Source organism: Lysobacter capsici (assembly GCF_014779555.2).
GTDB classification, from domain to species: domain Bacteria; phylum Pseudomonadota; class Gammaproteobacteria; order Xanthomonadales; family Xanthomonadaceae; genus Lysobacter; species Lysobacter capsici.
The window spans coordinates 3,833,580-3,848,937 of sequence record NZ_CP094357.1 but is presented as its reverse complement, the minus strand read 5'-3'; the positions used below and the strand labels follow the sequence as shown (position 1 = coordinate 3,848,937).

At 69.1% G+C, this 15,358-nt stretch carries 10 protein-coding genes; 3 read left to right on the top strand and 7 right to left on the bottom strand.

Features of this window, described 5'->3' with window-relative positions:
• Positions 1–6: 6 nt before the first annotated feature.
• From IEQ11_RS15555 to IEQ11_RS15545, 3 genes are all read right to left on the bottom strand, one after another.
• Complete coding sequence (locus IEQ11_RS15555; protein WP_036112218.1) at positions 7–627, bottom strand: IMPACT family protein; 621 nt, start codon at positions 625–627, stop codon at positions 7–9.
• Between the two features lie 82 nt (positions 628–709).
• Positions 710–1,864 (bottom strand): hypothetical protein, encoded by a 1,155-nt coding sequence (locus tag IEQ11_RS15550; RefSeq protein WP_191823343.1) that lies wholly within the window; start codon positions 1,862–1,864, stop codon positions 710–712.
• Positions 1,861–2,415: an RNA polymerase sigma factor gene (locus IEQ11_RS15545; RefSeq protein ID WP_036112363.1), complete on the bottom strand. Its 555-nt coding sequence runs from the start codon at positions 2,413–2,415 to the stop codon at positions 1,861–1,863. Before IEQ11_RS15545 ends, IEQ11_RS15550 begins: the two co-directional genes overlap by 4 nt.
• A gap of 216 nt (positions 2,416–2,631) precedes the next feature.
• On the opposite strand from IEQ11_RS15545, the gene IEQ11_RS15540 reads away from it, so the two are divergent.
• Entirely contained in the window at positions 2,632–5,688 is a 3,057-nt protein-coding gene (locus IEQ11_RS15540; protein ID WP_191823344.1) for an EAL domain-containing protein, read from the top strand.
• Here IEQ11_RS15540 and IEQ11_RS15535 read toward each other — a convergent pair.
• From IEQ11_RS15535 to xseA, 4 genes are all read right to left on the bottom strand, one after another.
• Positions 5,678–7,639 (bottom strand): vWA domain-containing protein, encoded by a 1,962-nt coding sequence (locus IEQ11_RS15535; protein WP_343226507.1) that lies wholly within the window; start codon positions 7,637–7,639, stop codon positions 5,678–5,680. The genes IEQ11_RS15540 and IEQ11_RS15535 overlap by 11 nt on opposite strands.
• A 269-nt stretch (positions 7,640–7,908) precedes the next feature.
• On the bottom strand, positions 7,909–9,387 hold the full coding sequence (locus IEQ11_RS15530) for an aldehyde dehydrogenase family protein (RefSeq protein WP_051547711.1): 1,479 nt from the start codon (positions 9,385–9,387) through the stop codon (positions 7,909–7,911).
• Positions 9,388–9,463: 76 nt separating this feature from the next.
• The gene (locus IEQ11_RS15525) at positions 9,464–11,110 is read right to left on the bottom strand and encodes an acetolactate synthase large subunit (RefSeq protein WP_191823345.1); all 1,647 of its coding nucleotides are present in this window, start codon (positions 11,108–11,110) and stop codon (positions 9,464–9,466) included.
• A 355-nt stretch (positions 11,111–11,465) separates the two neighbouring features.
• Positions 11,466–12,809 carry an exodeoxyribonuclease VII large subunit gene (gene xseA / locus IEQ11_RS15520; RefSeq protein ID WP_191823346.1) on the bottom strand — a complete coding sequence of 448 codons (1,344 nt, stop codon included), beginning with the start codon at positions 12,807–12,809 and terminating at the stop codon, positions 11,466–11,468.
• A 368-nt stretch (positions 12,810–13,177) separates the two neighbouring features.
• Here xseA and ispG point away from each other — a divergent pair, with 368 nt between their 5' ends.
• The gene (gene ispG, locus IEQ11_RS15515) at positions 13,178–14,449 is read left to right on the top strand and encodes a flavodoxin-dependent (E)-4-hydroxy-3-methylbut-2-enyl-diphosphate synthase (protein ID WP_051547712.1); all 1,272 of its coding nucleotides are present in this window, start codon (positions 13,178–13,180) and stop codon (positions 14,447–14,449) included.
• 76 nt (positions 14,450–14,525) lie between these two features.
• A complete protein-coding gene (locus IEQ11_RS15510; RefSeq protein WP_191820893.1) occupies positions 14,526–15,200 on the top strand; it encodes a phosphatase PAP2 family protein in 675 nt (224 codons plus the stop codon).
• Positions 15,201–15,358: the final 158 nt, after the last annotated feature.

Sequence of the window (15,358 nt, the reverse complement as noted above, 5' to 3'; positions counted from 1 at the left end):
TGGCGTTCATCGGCTGGGGCTCCGTTCGCCGGGATCGTCCAGGCGCACGCGATTACGAGTGGCGTCGCGCAGCTGCGCTTTCAAGGCGGGCAATTGCGACGTAGGCAGGCGAATCCGCACGCGCACCCCGTCGGCATCGAAGCGTTCGTGGTCTTTGTGCGCGCCGAAGGCGTTCAACGCGGCATGGACCGCGCCGATGTCTTCGAACGGGTAGGCCAGGTCGAGTTCGCCGTATTGAACCAGTTCGCGGCGTTCGGCGCGGCGCAGGCATTCGGCCGCGCTGCCGCCGTAGGCGCGCACCAGGCCGCCGGCGCCGAGCTTGATGCCACCGTACCAGCGCGTCACCACGGCCACCACCTGGTCCAGGCCCTGGCCGTCGATCGCGGCCAGGATCGGGCGCCCGGCGGTGCCGGAGGGCTCGCCGTCGTCGTTGAAGCGGTATTCGCCGCCGATGCGGTAGGCCCAGCAGTTGTGGGTGGCGTCGGGGTCGGCGACGTCCTGCACGAAGTCCAATGCGTCGGCGGGGGTGGTCACCGGCGCGGCTAGGGCCAGGAAGCGGCTGTGCTTGACCTCGATCTGGTGACTGGCGCGCGCGGCGAGGGTCGCGCCCGGGGCGCCGTCGCTCATCGGCGCGGGCTCATGCGCAGGCGCTGACGCGCGCGGCATGCATCGCACCGGGCCGCCGCCGGCCGCGCCAGGGCGGCCGTGCTCATTTCAGCAGCGCGCGCAGGTCGTCGGGCACCCGCGTGTGCGGATGGGCGCGGCGGAAGCGTTGCAGGCTCTCGCGTGCGCGCTCGGCCTGCCCGTCGTCGCGGTAGCCGCGGATGCGGTCGAGCCATTCGGCCGGGGCCAGACGGCTTTCGTCGCTGGCGTCGTTGCCGATGCGGCTGCCGGTCACTTCGATGCGATCGAGGGTCGGCGAGGCATTGCTGCTCTTGCTCGACGGCTCGGGCGCGGCCTGGACATCGGCGCGCTCGCTGTAGGCCTCGGCCTTGCCCAGGGTCGCCGCGTCCGCGGCGACGGCCGCGGCCTTCGCCGCGCGCTTGCTGCTCAGGTTGTCCGCGGGCGAGGCCCATCCGGCGTTGGCGGCGGCGTCGACCGGCACGGGCGCCGACATCACGCCCATCGGCGCCGACGGCGCGGGCGGCGGGGGCGGCGCCATCGCCGGGGCGGACTTGAGTTCGCGTTCGGCCGGCGGGACCTGCACGCGGCGTATGGACACGCGTGCCTCGGTCGCGGCGGCGGCCTGCGCGCTGGCCGGGGTTTCGGCGCGGCTGCGCTTGGCGGCTTCGCCTTCTTCGGCGATCGCCTTGGGCGGCGCCGACGACGCGGGCGGTGCCGATTGGGCGGTTACCGGAGCGGGTGTCATCGCCGCCGGCGCGACGGCATCGGCCACGCTGTCGGCGGCCATGTCGGCGCCGGGCATCGCCTCGGTCGGCTTCGCCGGCGCGGCGACCGACGCCGCAGCCGGGGCGGGGGCCGCCGCAGCCGCGTCGGCCTGGATTTCGTCGGACTGGGCACCGCCGCTGTCGGCGACCGGTTCGGCCTGGGCGCGCGCGACCACGGCGGCGTCTTGTTCCTGCTGGACCGCTTCCATCTTCGTCGCCGCCGGCCGCAGCTGCCAAGCGATGCCGACCGCCAGGCACAGCGAGGCGGCCACGCCGATCCACATCGGCCAGCGTTGCCGGGGCTGCACGCGCAGGCGCGGCTGCTGCGTCGTCGCCACCGCGGCGTGCGCGGCGGCGAGGATGCGCGCGTCCAGCGCCGGCGAGGGGCCGTCGCTCGGGCCCAGCCGCAGCAGGCGCTGGGCCAGCTCGCGTTCTTCGGGCGACAAGGGATCGGGGGCGTCGGGACGGCGGTTCATTCGGTCAACCTCGCGCGCAACTTGTCCATCGCGTAGCGCAGCCTGGATTTGACTGTCTCGCGGCCGGCCCCCGTGATCTCGCCGATCTCCTCCAGACTCAGTTCCTGTTCCAGCCGCAGCAACACCACTTCGCGCTGCTCCTCGGGCAATTCCTCGATCGCGCGCTGCAGGCGGCGGCGCTGTTCGAATTCGGACAGTTCGCGCTCGGGCGTGGTCGGGTCGGGCACGCGCGCGGCACGCTCGTCGCCGTCGTCGGGCGCCGGCGGGCGGTGCTTGAGGCCGCGCCAGTGATCGTTCAGGCGGTTGTGGGCGATCCGGAACAGCCAGGTGCTGAACTGCGCATCGGGCTTCCAGCCATGGCGCGCGCCGATCACGCGCTGCCAGATGTCCTGGAAGAATTCGTCGGCGAGCGCCGAATCACGGATCTGCCGCAGCAGGAAGCGGTACAAAGGGCCGCGATGGCGCGCGTACAGAACCTCGAACGCGGCGACGTCGCCGCCCGTCCAGGCCAGCATGAGTACGTCGTCGCTCGCATCCGCAGCGGAATTCATCCGCGGCAGGGTACGGCCTGACGGCGCCGACGGGAAGCGCTTGCGCGAGCAAAGCGCGTCGTATAGCGAAGGTTGCAGGGCCAGTTGCATGCAGGTAACAACGGCCCGGGGCCGGGGATGGGGTTGTCGGCCAGGGCCGGGCCTGCGGCGCTGGCGTGAAGCTCGCGTTATCCTGCGTCCTGCGTAGAAGGCGGCGAACCGGTGCGGAACGAAGTAATGCAAGGGGCAACGGTCAGCGAGACCTCCACCGACGAGGCCTTGGCCTGCGCGCTGCAGGAAGCGCTGCCGGCCGGGTCGCAGGTGGTGGTGTGCTGGCGCGCCGCGCCGCACGGCCAGATTTCCGAATCGTGCACCCCCGGCGGCGAGCACGCGCTGCGCGACGCCGCGCGGGTCCTGCTCGAACGCGATCCGCCCGCGATCGGCGCCTCCGACGACCGCTACGGCGACCGCATCGAGGCGGCCTGGTGGCTGGAGGACCGCAGCCGCGCCAGCATCGTCGCGCACCTGCCGCAGGCCCTGCCGACCGCCTTGCGCGCGGCCTGGCTGGCGATGGCGCGGCGGATCGTCGCCGCCGACCTGTCGGCGGTGCGCGCGCATGCCCGCGCCGAGGCATTGGAGAAATCCGAGCGCCTGCAGCAGGCCCTGTACGGCATCGCCGACCTGGCCGGGTCCGGGCTGGAGATGACCGACCTGCTCAGCCGCATCCACGGCGTGGTCTGCGGGCTGATGTACGCCGAGAATTTCTACATCGTGCTGTACGACGACGTGCTCGACACGATGCGCTTTCTGTACTTCGCCGACTGCAACGACCCTTACGTGGCCGACCCGACCAAGGCGATCCGCGGCGACGAGATGCCGACCAGCCTGACCCTGGCGCTGCTGCGCCACGGCGAGGCGCTGCAGGGCAGTTCGGCCGACCTGCGCCAGCGCCTGGGCGTGGCCGACGACGCCCACCACGGCCCCGACAGCGCCGACTGGCTCGGCGTGCCGATGCGCCGCGACGAACGCGTGTGCGGCGCGATCGTGGTCCAGCACTACGACAGCGCCGGCAGCTACGGCGACGAGGACCGCGCGCTGCTGTCGTTCGTCGCCCAGCACATCCTGACCGCGCTCGACCGCTTCCGCGCCCGCGAGGAGCTCGAACGCCGGGTCACCGAGCGCACCTACGCCCTGCAGCTGAGCAACCGCGACCTGCAGGCCGAGATCATCGAACGCCAGCGTTCCGAACGCCTGCAGCGCGCGCTGTTCCGGATCGCCGAGCTGACCATCACCTCCGACACCCTGGAACGCTTCTATTCCCAGGTCCACGACGTGGTCAGCGAACTGCTGTACGCGCGCAATTTCTATATCGCGCTGCTGTCGGACGACGGCGAGCGCCTGCAGTTTCCGTATTCGATCGACGAACTCGACGTGATCCGCGAAACCCGTCTGCTCGCCGACGGCCTGACCGAATACGTGATCCGCCAGGGCCGGCCGCTGCTGGCCGACCGCCACCGCATCGCCGAGCTCAACAGCCGCGGCGAAGTGCGCAGCCACGGCTCGGCCGCGCATTGCTGGCTCGGCGTGCCGCTGTTCCGCGACGACACCGTGGTCGGGGTGATCGCGATCCAGAGCTATTCGCGCGCTATCAGCTTCAACGCGCGCGACCAGGAACTGCTGACCTTCGTCGCCCACCACATCAGCATCGGCCTGGCGCGCAAGCAGGCGCAGGACCGGCTGGTCACCGCGCACGGCGAACTCGAGCAACGCGTCGCCACCCGCACCCGCGAACTCGCCCACACCAACGCCGAACTGGTCGCCCAGATCGGCGAGCGCGTGCGCGCCGAGCAGAAGCTGACCCATCAGGCGCTGCACGACGCGCTGACCGGGCTGCCCAATCGCGGCCAGCTGCTCGAACGGCTGGACTACGCGATCTCCCACGCCGAACGCGACAACCGACCGTTCGCGGTGCTGTTCCTGGACCTGGACCGGTTCAAGCTGGTCAACGACAGCGTCGGCCATTCGGCCGGCGACGAGCTGCTGATCGAAAGCAGCCGGCGCATCATCGCCACGGTGCGCAGCGGCGACATGGTCGCGCGCCTGGGCGGCGACGAATTCGCGATCCTGATCGAGAGCATCGACGGCCTGATCGTCGCCGAAGACCTCGCCCAACGCGTGCTGCGCGCGCTCGGCGAGCCGTGCTGGGTGGCCGGGCGCGAGGTGTTCCCCTCGGCCAGCGTCGGCATCGCCATGTGGCATCCGCGCTACCGCAGCGGCACCGAGCTGCTGCGCGACGCGGACGCGGCGATGTACCGCGCCAAGGGCGCCGGCCGCGGCCGCTTCGCGGTGTTCGACGAGGAGATGCGCGAGCAGGCGCTGCGCATCCTCGATCTGGAAGCCGACCTGCGCCGCGCCATCAACGGCGATGCCTTCATCGCCCATTACCAGCCGATCGTGCGGCTCGACGACCAGACCGTGATCGGCCACGAGGCGCTGCTGCGCTGGCGTCACGAAAAACGCGGGCTGTTGTTGCCGCGCGAATTCATCGGCCTGGGCGAGGACAGCGGGCTGATCGAGGAAGCCGACTGGATCTTGTACGCGCGGGTGATCGCGCAGCTCGCGCGCGGCGGCCATGGCTATATCTCGGTCAACGTGTCGCCGCGGCATTTCCGCGCTCACGATTTCGCCGACCGCCTGCTGCGCATGATCGACGAGGCCGGCGCCGATCCGCGCCGGCTGCGCATCGAAATCACCGAGGTGGCGCTGCTCGACGACGTGCCGCGCGCGCTGCGGATGCTGCAGACCTTGCGCAAGCACGGGGTGTTGGCGCAGCTGGACGATTTCGGTACGGGGTTTTCGGCGTTGTCGTATTTACATCGATTCCCGATCGAGTGTCTGAAGATCGATCAGAGTTTCGTCGCGGGGTTGGTCGGCGAATCGCGCCCCGAAAGCATCGCGGTGGTGCGCGCGATCCAGGCGCTGGCCGGCACGCTCGGCATCCACACCATCGGCGAAGGGGTGGAGACCCACGCGCAACGCCTGGTCCTGCGCGAACTCGGCTGCACTTACGGGCAGGGTTATCTGTTCGGACGTCCGGCCGAGGCGATCCGCAGCGAACTGCGGATTTTCGACGGCGAAGACCTAGTGGACGGTTCGATCGACGCCTCGGGCGAGGCCTCGGGCGAGGTCGCGCCGCCCGATGGCGGGCAAAAAGAGGGCGCCGTCCGCGCGCAGTTCGACGAGCCTGACATCGTCGAACCCGCCACGGACGACGCCCGCAGCCTTACTCGCTGATCGCCACGCCGCTGCTCGGCTTGAGTTCGCCGATCTGGGCCTTGGCGCGTTCGACCAGACGCACGAACTCGGCGCGCTGACCGGTGGGGTCGGCCTGTTTGAGACCGCGCGCGGTGGCGGCGATCTGCTCCCAGCCCCAGCCGTCGTACTGACTGGCGCCGCGCAACGCATCGGCGAACGCGGCGACCGAGGCGGCCATGCGCATCGGTTCGCTCGCGACCACGCGCAGGCTGGAACGCTGCACCGGGGTTTCGATCAACACGCTGCGATCCTCGCCCGGGCGCTTGTAGCGCAGCTTGAGGTTGGCGATCTCGTTGCCGCCGCCGCTGCTCGCGGCCTCGTTGGCGTAACGCAGCGCGGGCAAGCGGGTCGCGCTGGAACCGACCGGGGTCAGTTCGTACAAGGCGGTGACCTCGTGGCCCGCGCCGATATCGCCGGCGTCGACCTTGTCGTTGGCGAAGTCCTCGCGCTTGAGCAGGCGGTTTTCGTAGCCGATCAGGCGGTACTCGGCGACCTGCGCCGGGTTGAATTCGATCTGGATCTTGACGTCGCGGGCGATGGTCATCAGGGTCGAGCCCATTTCCTCGACCAGCACCTTGCGCGCTTCCTGCAAGGTATCGATGTAGGCGTGGTTGCCGTCGCCGACATCGGCCAGCTTCTCGGACAGTTCGTCGTTGTAGTTGCCGCTGCCGAAACCGAGCGTGGTCAGCGCGACGCCGCTCTTGCGCTGATCGGCGACCATGGTCTCCAGCGCGTTGTTGTCGACCGTGCCGACGTTGAAGTCGCCGTCGGTGGCCAGGATCACCCGGTTGACGCCGTTCTTGACGTAGGCCTGCCTGGCCGTCGCATAGGCCAGGCGGATGCCGTCGCCGCCGTTGGTGCTGCCGCCGGCCTGCAGGCGATCGAGCGCGGCGAGGATTTCTTCCTGACGGTCGCCCGGGGTCGGCGGCAACACCAGACCGGCCGAACCCGCGTAGACCACGATGGAAATCCGGTCCTGCGGACGCAACTGCTTTGCGAGCATCGAGAACGCGCTCTTGAGCAGCGGCAGCTTGTCGGGCGAATTCATCGAGCCGGAGGTATCGATCAGGAACACTAGGTTGGCCGGCGGCAGATTCTTCTTCGGCACCTCATAGCCCTTGATGCCGATCATCAGCAGCTGACGCTGCGCATTCCACGGCGCCGGCGCGAGTTCGGTGCTGACCTTGAACGGCGTCGCCAGCGAAGTCGGCGCGGCGTGGCCGTAGTCGAAGTAATTGATGAACTCCTCGGCGCGCACCGCGTCGGCCGGCGGACGCAGGCCGTCGTTGAGCATGCGCCGCACGTTGGTGTAGCTGCCGGTGTCGACGTCGATCGAGAAGGTCGACAGCGGCTGCTCGCGGGTGCGCTGGACCGGATTGTCTTCGCGCTGGGCGTATTTTTCGGTGTTGGCCGGCTGCGAATACGGCGGCGCGGGCGGCGGCGGGGGCGGCGCGAGGAAGCCCGGCGCGGCGGCGGCGACGGCGGCGGGCATCGCCATGCGCTTGGCGTAGGTCGGGGCGATGCGCGAGCCGGTGACTTCGATCCGGTCGAGCGACTGCTCGCGCGGGGTCGCGTAGTACGCAGGCGCGGACGCGACGGATTTCGCTTCGACGCTGCCGGCGGGTTTGGCCAGGGTGGTGGCGCCCAGGTTGGCGCGTTCGGCTTCGGGCCTGGCTTCGGCCTTGGCGGCGGGCTCGGCCGCGGCGGCCGCATCGGCCGGCGCATCGTTGCGCGAGCGGACGTCGGCGGTCGCGTCGGTACCGACGGCTTGGTTCTTGGCCGGCGCCTGCGTTGCCTGCGACTGCGACGGGGCGACATCGCCGGTCGCCTGGCAGCCCGCCAGCGACAGGGCGAGCGCGGCGGCCAGCGCCGCGCCGAGGTGGTTGCGGATCAGGCGCGGTGAGGCGGCGGGCGAGGTGCGAGCGTGCATGGCGGCTTCCCTGGTGTGTGGACCTGGGGAATGAAACGCGCCGCTGTGGGCAGTGGGGTTGAGGGTGGCGAAAGATTTTTTCGGGGCTGCGATGCCACCGGCTGGGCATGAACTTTCGGCTTGCCATGTCCTTCTCCCGCGAGCGGGAGAAGGTGGCCCGAAGGGCCGGATGAGGGTGGCGCGATGGCTTGAAGCCCCTCACCCCAACCCCTCTCCCGCTTGCGGGAGAGGGGCTTTCGGTTGCGCGGTTGTTTGGCGATGTCGCCGCTTCAGGCCACTGCGTCGCGAATCACCAGCAAACGCTGCTCGCTCATATCCTCGATCGCATAGCGCACGCCTTCACGCCCCAGTCCGGAATCCTTGACTCCGCCGTAAGGCATGTTGTCGACCCGGAAGCTCGGCACGTCGCCGACGATGACGCCGCCGACGTCGAGCACGTCCCAGGCCTTCATCGCGTGATCCAGGCGGCCGGTGAACACGCCGGCCTGCAGGCCGAAGTCGCTGCGGTTGACCTGCGCCAGCGCGCTGTCGAAATCGTCGAACGGTTCGATCAGCGCGACCGGCCCGAACACTTCCTTGCGATAAAGATCGGCGTCGAGCGGAACTTTCTCCAGCAAGGTCGCCGGAATCATGTTGCCTTCGCGCGCGCCGCCGTTGATGCGCCTGGCGCCGCCCTTGACCGCCGCGTCGATCCACGACTGGATGCGCTTGGCCGCGTCTTCGTCGACCACCGGGCCGATGAAGGTGGTGTCGACCCGCGGGTCGCCCATGCGCAACGCGCCGATCGCGGCCTTGAGCTTCTTGCGCAGCTTGTCGTAGATATCGGCATGCGCGTAGATGCGTTGCACGCTGATGCAGCTCTGGCCGCTTTGGTAGTACGCGCCGAACACCAGACGCTCGACCACGTGATCCAGGCTCACGCCGGGATCGGCGTCGACGATGCAGGCCGCGTTGCCGCCCAGTTCCAGGGTGACTTTCTTCTTGCCCGAGCGCGCCTTGAGGTCCCAGCCGATCAGGCCGCCGGTGAAGCTGAGCAACTTGATGCGCTCGTCCTCGACCAGCAAGGACGCGTCCTCGTTCGAACAGCACAGCACCGAGAACGCGCCTTCGGGCAGGTCGGTTTCGGCCAGCACCTCGGCGATGATCAGCGCGCCGACCGGGGTCTTGATCGCCGGCTTGAGCACGAACGGGCAACCGGCGGCGATCGCCGGGGCGACCTTGTGCGCGACCAGGTTGAGCGGGAAATTGAACGGAGTGATGAAGCTGCACGGCCCGATCGGCACGCGCTTGACCATGCCGCGATAGCCGCGCGTGCGTTCGGAGATCTGCAATTCGATGATCTGGCCGTCGATGCGGGTGGCTTCGCCGGCGGCGATGCGGAAGGTGTCGATCAGGCGGGTGACTTCGCCGCGCGCGTCCTTGATCGGCTTGCCCGCTTCGATGCACAGGGCGAGCGCGAGTTCTTCGAAGCGCTCGCTGAAGCGGCGCACGCAGTGTTCGAGCACGTCGCGGCGGCGGTCGGGGGTGAACGCGGCCATCGCCTCGCGCGCCTTGTGCGCGGCGACGATCGCCTTGCGCACCGCGGCCGCGTCGGCCATGGCGACGCGGGTCGCGCGCTTGCCGGTGTACTTGTCCAGCACTTCCAGTTCGGTGTTGGCGGCGACCGGGCGGTTGGCCAGGTAGTAGGGATAACTGGTCTTGAGTCCCTTGGCGGGCTTGGCGGGTTTTTTCTTGTTCGGCTTGGCCATTGGGTTCTCCTGGGAGGTCAAGGTCGGGGAGATTGCTCGCATCGAGGGTCGGGTCGGACCGCGGGCGCTGACGCGCTCACTGCACCGCCGCGGCCAGCCGCGGAATGTCTTCGTTGAGAATGCGGTCGTCGTCGCGGTAATCGATCGGTACTTCGATCACATCCACCCCCGGCGTATCCAATGCCTCACGCAACAAAGGCAAGAACGCATCGCTGGATTGCGGCCGATGCCCGCGCGCGCCGTAACTGCGCGCGTAGGCGACGAAGTCGGGGTTGCCCAGGTCCATGCCGTAACTAGGATAGCGTTCGTGCGCCTGTTTCCACTTGATCATGCCGTAGGCATCGTCGCGCAACACCAGCACGACCAGGTCCAGGCCCAGCCGCACCGCGGTTTCCAGCTCCTGCGAATTCATCATGAAACCGCCGTCGCCGCAGACCGCGACGACCTTGCGGTCCGGACACACGATGCGCGCGCCGATCGCCGAGGGCAGGCCGGCGCCCATCGTCGCCAGGGCGTTGTCGAGCAATAAGGTGTTGGGTTCGCGGCAGCGGTAGTTGCGCGCGAACCACAGCTTGTACAGGCCGTTGTCGAGGCAGACCACGTCGCGCGGCGACAGCGCGCTGCGCAGGTCGGCGACGATGCGTTGCGGCGCCAGCGGAAAACGGTCGTCGTCGCTGCGATCGCGCAGGTGTTCGAGCATCGCCGTGCGCACGCGATCGAAGAAGGCGAAGTCCCAGTGCGGCTGCGGCTCGATCGCTTCGGACAATCGCCACACCGAATGGGCGATGTCGCCGATCACTTCGATCTGCGGGAAATACACCGCGTCGACCTCGGCGCTGGCGTAATTGACGTGGATCACCGTGCGCCGGCCTTCGCGCATGAAGAACGGCGGTTTCTCGATCACGTCGTGGCCGATGTTGATGATGCAGTCGGCCGCGTCGATCGCGCGATGGACGAAGTCGTGGTCCGACAGCGCGGCGTTGCCGAGCCACAGCGGGCCTTCTTCGTCGAGCACGCCCTTGCCCATCTGGGTGGTGAAGTAGGGGATGCCGAGCTTGGCGACGAAGGCATCGAGGGTTTTCGAGGTGGTCTTGCGGTTGGCGCCGGCGCCGATCATCAGGATCGGATGGCGCGCGTTCGCGATCGCTTCGGCGGCGCGTTCGATCGCTTTGTCCTCGGCGACCGGGCGGCGCGAGAACGAGGCCGGGATCAGCCGCGCCTGGGTCGGGTCGCCGGCGATGTCCTGCGGCAGTTCCAGATGCACCGCGCCCGGGCGTTCTTCCTCGGCGCGACGAAAGGCTTCGCGCACCCGCGCCGGGATGCTGTCGGCGGCGACGATCTGGCGGGTGTACTTGGTCAGCGGGCGCATCGTGTCGACCACGTCGACGATCTGGAAATGGCCTTGCTTGCTGGTCTTGATCGGTTTCTGCCCGGTGATCATCAGCATCGGCATGGCGCCGAGCTGGGCGTAGGCCGCGGCGGTGACCAGGTTGGTCGCGCCCGGTCCCAGCGTGGACAGGCACACGCCCGCCTTGCCGGTGAGGCGGCCGTAGGTCGCGGCCATGAAGCCGGCGGCCTGTTCGTGACGGGTGAGGACGAGTTTGATCGTCGAGGTACGCATCGATTCGAGCAGGTCGAGGTTTTCCTCGCCGGGAATGCCGAAGACGTATTCCACGCCTTCGGCCTCGAGCGCGGCGACGAACAGGTCGGACGCCTTGGTCATGCGGGACTCCGGATGCGGGCTTGGCCCGAATCGTCTGATCCTCGCGCAAACGGTGTTAGCGGTGGGCGATGGTGGTGGAACGGTGCGGACCGAACGTGACCGCGTCGCCAGATCAGGTAAAGCCGCGAGGTCTTTCGTGGGGCTTCAGACCCGATGCTTTTCGTTACGGTCGCTTCGGCAAATCGGTTTCGGGATTCGGGCGAGTCGGCCGAAAAGCGTCGGGGTTGAAGCCCCGCCCACAAAAGACCTCGAGATCTCGCGCCAATTCGCCGATCCAGCAATTCGGCAATCAGCCAATCCGGTGAATACGCGACGAATCAATATGGGTCGGATTTGAATTCCAGGCGCCGGCCAACTACGAATCCTTGTCCTCGACCCGGACCTTCAACTGCCCGTCGTGCACCCGCGCGGTCAGGCGATCGCCCGGCGCGGCGTCGAGCACGCTGCGCACCACCCGGCCGTCTTCGTGCTGGACGATGGCGTAGCCGCGGGCGACGGTGGCCAAGGGGCTGATCGCTTCCATCGAGCGGGCCAGGCCGCGCAGGCGCAGCGCGTCGTTGCGCAGGCGCCGCGCGATCGCCGCCTGTGGACGCAGGGCGAGCGCGCCCAGGCGTTCGCGCAATTGCGCGATGCGGCGTCGCGGGTGGCGCGCGCGCAGCACCGCGTCGGCATGACGCAGATGCGCGCGTTCGCGTTCGAGCTTGAGGTTCCAGGCCTGCTGCAGCCGGCGCAGCGCGTCGTCCTGGCGGGTGCGCAACGCGGCCAGCCGCGCCTGCGGCCGTTGCGCGTTCAAGCGCAGGCCGGCGCGGTCGGTGCGCTGCATCGCCTGGCGCAGGCGCTGGCCTTGCAGATTGGCCAGGCGCGCGTCGAGCACGCGCAGGCGGTGCAGCAGGTCGTCGCGCTGCGGCACCAGCAGTTCGGCCGCGACCGAGGGGGTCGGCGCGCGCACGTCGGCGGCGAAGTCGGCCAGGCTGAAGTCGGTTTCGTGACCGATCGCCGATACCACCGGCACCGCGGACGCGGCGATCGCGCGCGCCAGCCGTTCGTCGTTGAACGCCCACAGGTCTTCCAGCGAACCGCCGCCGCGCGCGAGCACGATCACGTCGTAGCGTTGCGAGGCCTGCGCGCGCTGCAGCATCGCGGTGATGCGCTCGGCCGCGCCGTCGCCCTGGACCGGCACCGGCAGCACCTCGGCCTCGACCAGCGGGAAGCGCCGCGCCAGCACGCTGAGCACGTCGCGCACCGCCGCGCCGCTGGGCGAGGTGATCACCGCGATGCGGGTCGGGAAGCGCGGCAGTTCGCGCTTGCGCTCGTTGTCGAACAGGCCTTCGGCGCTCAGCCGCGCCTTGAGTTCCTCGAACGCGCGCCGCAGCGCGCCCTCGCCGGCCTCTTCCATGTGATCGAGCACGAGCTGGTAGTCGCCGCGCGCTTCGTACAGGGTCAGCCGGCCGCGCGCGAGCACCCTCAGGCCTTCGCGCGGGACGAATTTCAGCCAGCTGCTCTTGGGCTTGAACATCGCGCAGCGGACCTGGGCGCGCGCGTCCTTCAAGGTCATGTACAGATGCCCCGACGACGGCCGCGACAGATTGCCCAGTTCGCCTTCGACCCAGATCAGCGGGAAGGTGTCTTCCAGCAGGTCGCGGGCCAGGGCGTTGAGCTGGCTGGGGGTGAGGACTTCGTCGGCTTGGCTGGGGGGCATTTGGTGTGGGGTAGTGGCAGAGAGGCAAGGCTACGTCACTTCATCGCTCGTCATTCCCGCGAAGGCGGGAATCCAGTGACTTCAAACGTTCTCGCACGAAAGGCACTGGATTCCCGCCTTCGCGGGAATGACGGGCTCGGAGATGCGCATTCCAGCGCGGCAGCGTCGCCGTCGATGGTAGCGCGGCGGGCTTTTTGCTGGCTTCACCTTGTGCCGGCGCTACCTTGGCTCGGGCCAGCAGGTGCCGCACCGTCGCCGCGATCAGAAGTCGCGAACCGCCACCGCGACCCGCCGCCGCACCGCACCGTTCCCCCGCGCTTCACCTGAGCGACACGTAACCCGCGTGCCCCGGCGTTACAATGCCGCCCATGAATTCAGATGCCGCCTTGCCCTGCGCCCATCCCGGTTTCGGCCCCCTGCCGCGACGCCTGACCCGATCGGTGACGGTCGGCGGGGTCCAGGTCGGCGGCGGCGCGCCGGTGGTGGTGCAGTCGATGACCAACACCGACACCACCGATGTCGCCTCCACCGCCAAGCAGATCGGCGAATTGTGGCGGGCCGGCTCGGAACTGGTCCGCATCACCGTCAATACCGTCGAGGCCGCCGCGGCGGTGCCACGGATCGTCGACAAGCTGTCGATGATGGGCATCGAGGTGCCGATCATCGGCGACTTCCACTACAACGGCCATCAACTGCTCACCGCCGAGCCGGCCTGCGCCGAGGTCTTGGCCAAGTACCGGATCAACCCCGGCAACGTCGGCTTCGGCAAGAAGAAGGACAGCCAGTTCGCCACCTTGATCGAGTTCGCGATCAAGTACGGCAAGCCGGTGCGCATCGGCGCCAACTGGGGCTCCCTCGACCAGGCGCTGGCGACCCAGCTGATGGACGAAAACGCCGCCCGCGCCGAACCCTGGGACGCCGGCCGGGTGCTGCGCGAGGCGCTGATCCGCTCGGCCCTGGATTCGGCCGCGCGCGCGGTCGAGCTGGGCCTGCCGGCCGATCGCATCGTGCTCAGCGCCAAGGTCAGCGGCGTGCAGGAACTGATCGCGGTGTACCGCGAACTGGCCAGCCGCGGCGATTACGCGCTGCACCTGGGCCTGACCGAGGCCGGCATCGGCAGCAAGGGCATCGTCGCCTCCAGCGCCGCGCTCGGCGTGCTGCTGCAGGAAGGCATCGGCGACACCATCCGCATCTCGCTGACGCCCGAACCGGGCCAGTCGCGCAACAACGAAGTCATCGTCGCCCAGGAACTGCTGCAGACCATGGGCCTGCGCGCGTTCACTCCGATGGTGACCGCCTGCCCGGGTTGCGGCCGTACCACCAGCACCTTCTTCCAGGAGCTGGCGCAGACCGTGCAGGAACACGTGCGCAACAAGATGCCGGAGTGGAAGATCACCCATCCGGGCGCGGAGAACCTCACCCTGGCGGTGATGGGCTGCATCGTCAACGGCCCGGGCGAATCGCGCCACGCCAACATCGGCATTTCCCTGCCGGGCACCGGCGAGACGCCGTCGGCGCCGGTGTTCGAGGACGGCGAGAAGACCGTGACCCTGCGCGGCGAGCACATCGCCCAGGACTTCGTCGCCTTGATCGATACCTACGTCGAACGCAACTACGGTGCCCGTGTCGCCGGCGCCTGAGTCGCGCGCCGCGGCCGAACGCGTCGCCGCGACCGATCAGGCCAGGGCGGTGCGCGGCGCTGCGAACGGCAACGCCCTGCAGCAGGTCACGCGCTTCGGCGCGACGGTGCTGCGCCGGCACGGCTGGCTGTTGCTGCTGGTGTTCGCCGGCCTGCTGCTGCCGCTGTGGGGCTTCGCCGAACTGGCCGACGAAATCCACGAGCAGGAAGCCATCGTCTTCGACGTGCCGGTGCTGGAGTACGCGCACGGCCTGGCCCGCGAGGGCTACGACAAATTGTTCGTGATCGTGTCGCAGCTCGGCTACCAGTACGGCGTGGTGCCGTTCGATATCGGCCTAGTCGTGGTGCTGGTCGCGCGTCGGCGCTTTCGCGAGGCGATCTTCGCCGCGATCGCGCTCGGCGGTTCGGCGCTGCTCAATATCGCGGCCAAGCAGTTCTTCGCCCGCGAGCGTCCGTCGCTGTGGGAATCGATCGCGCCGGAACACAACTACAGTTTTCCCAGCGGGCACGCGATGGGGTCGATGACCCTGGCGGTCACCTTGATTCTGCTCAGCTGGACGACCCGCTGGCGCTGGCCGGTGCTGATCGTGATGGCGCCGTTCGTGCTCCTGGTCGGCTTCTCGCGCCTGTACCTGGGCGTGCATTTCCCCTCCGACATCCTCGCCGGCTGGGCGGTCGCCACGGCCTGGGTGGTCGCGGTGTACCTGGTGGTCTATCGCGGCGGCCTGCTGCGTCCCTGGCCGCAGCGCTGACCGGCGCTTTCGCGCCCCGATCCCCGTCTTGTCAAGCCTGAAGCGGTCGCCGAGCGACCGCTGGTCGGGCCGCTGCATGACCCGTTCATCAGAAACGGCATTCGCGTCGCAAGCGCGGGGTGGGGTAGTGTCGGCTGGCACGCGTTGTGGGTATCAGG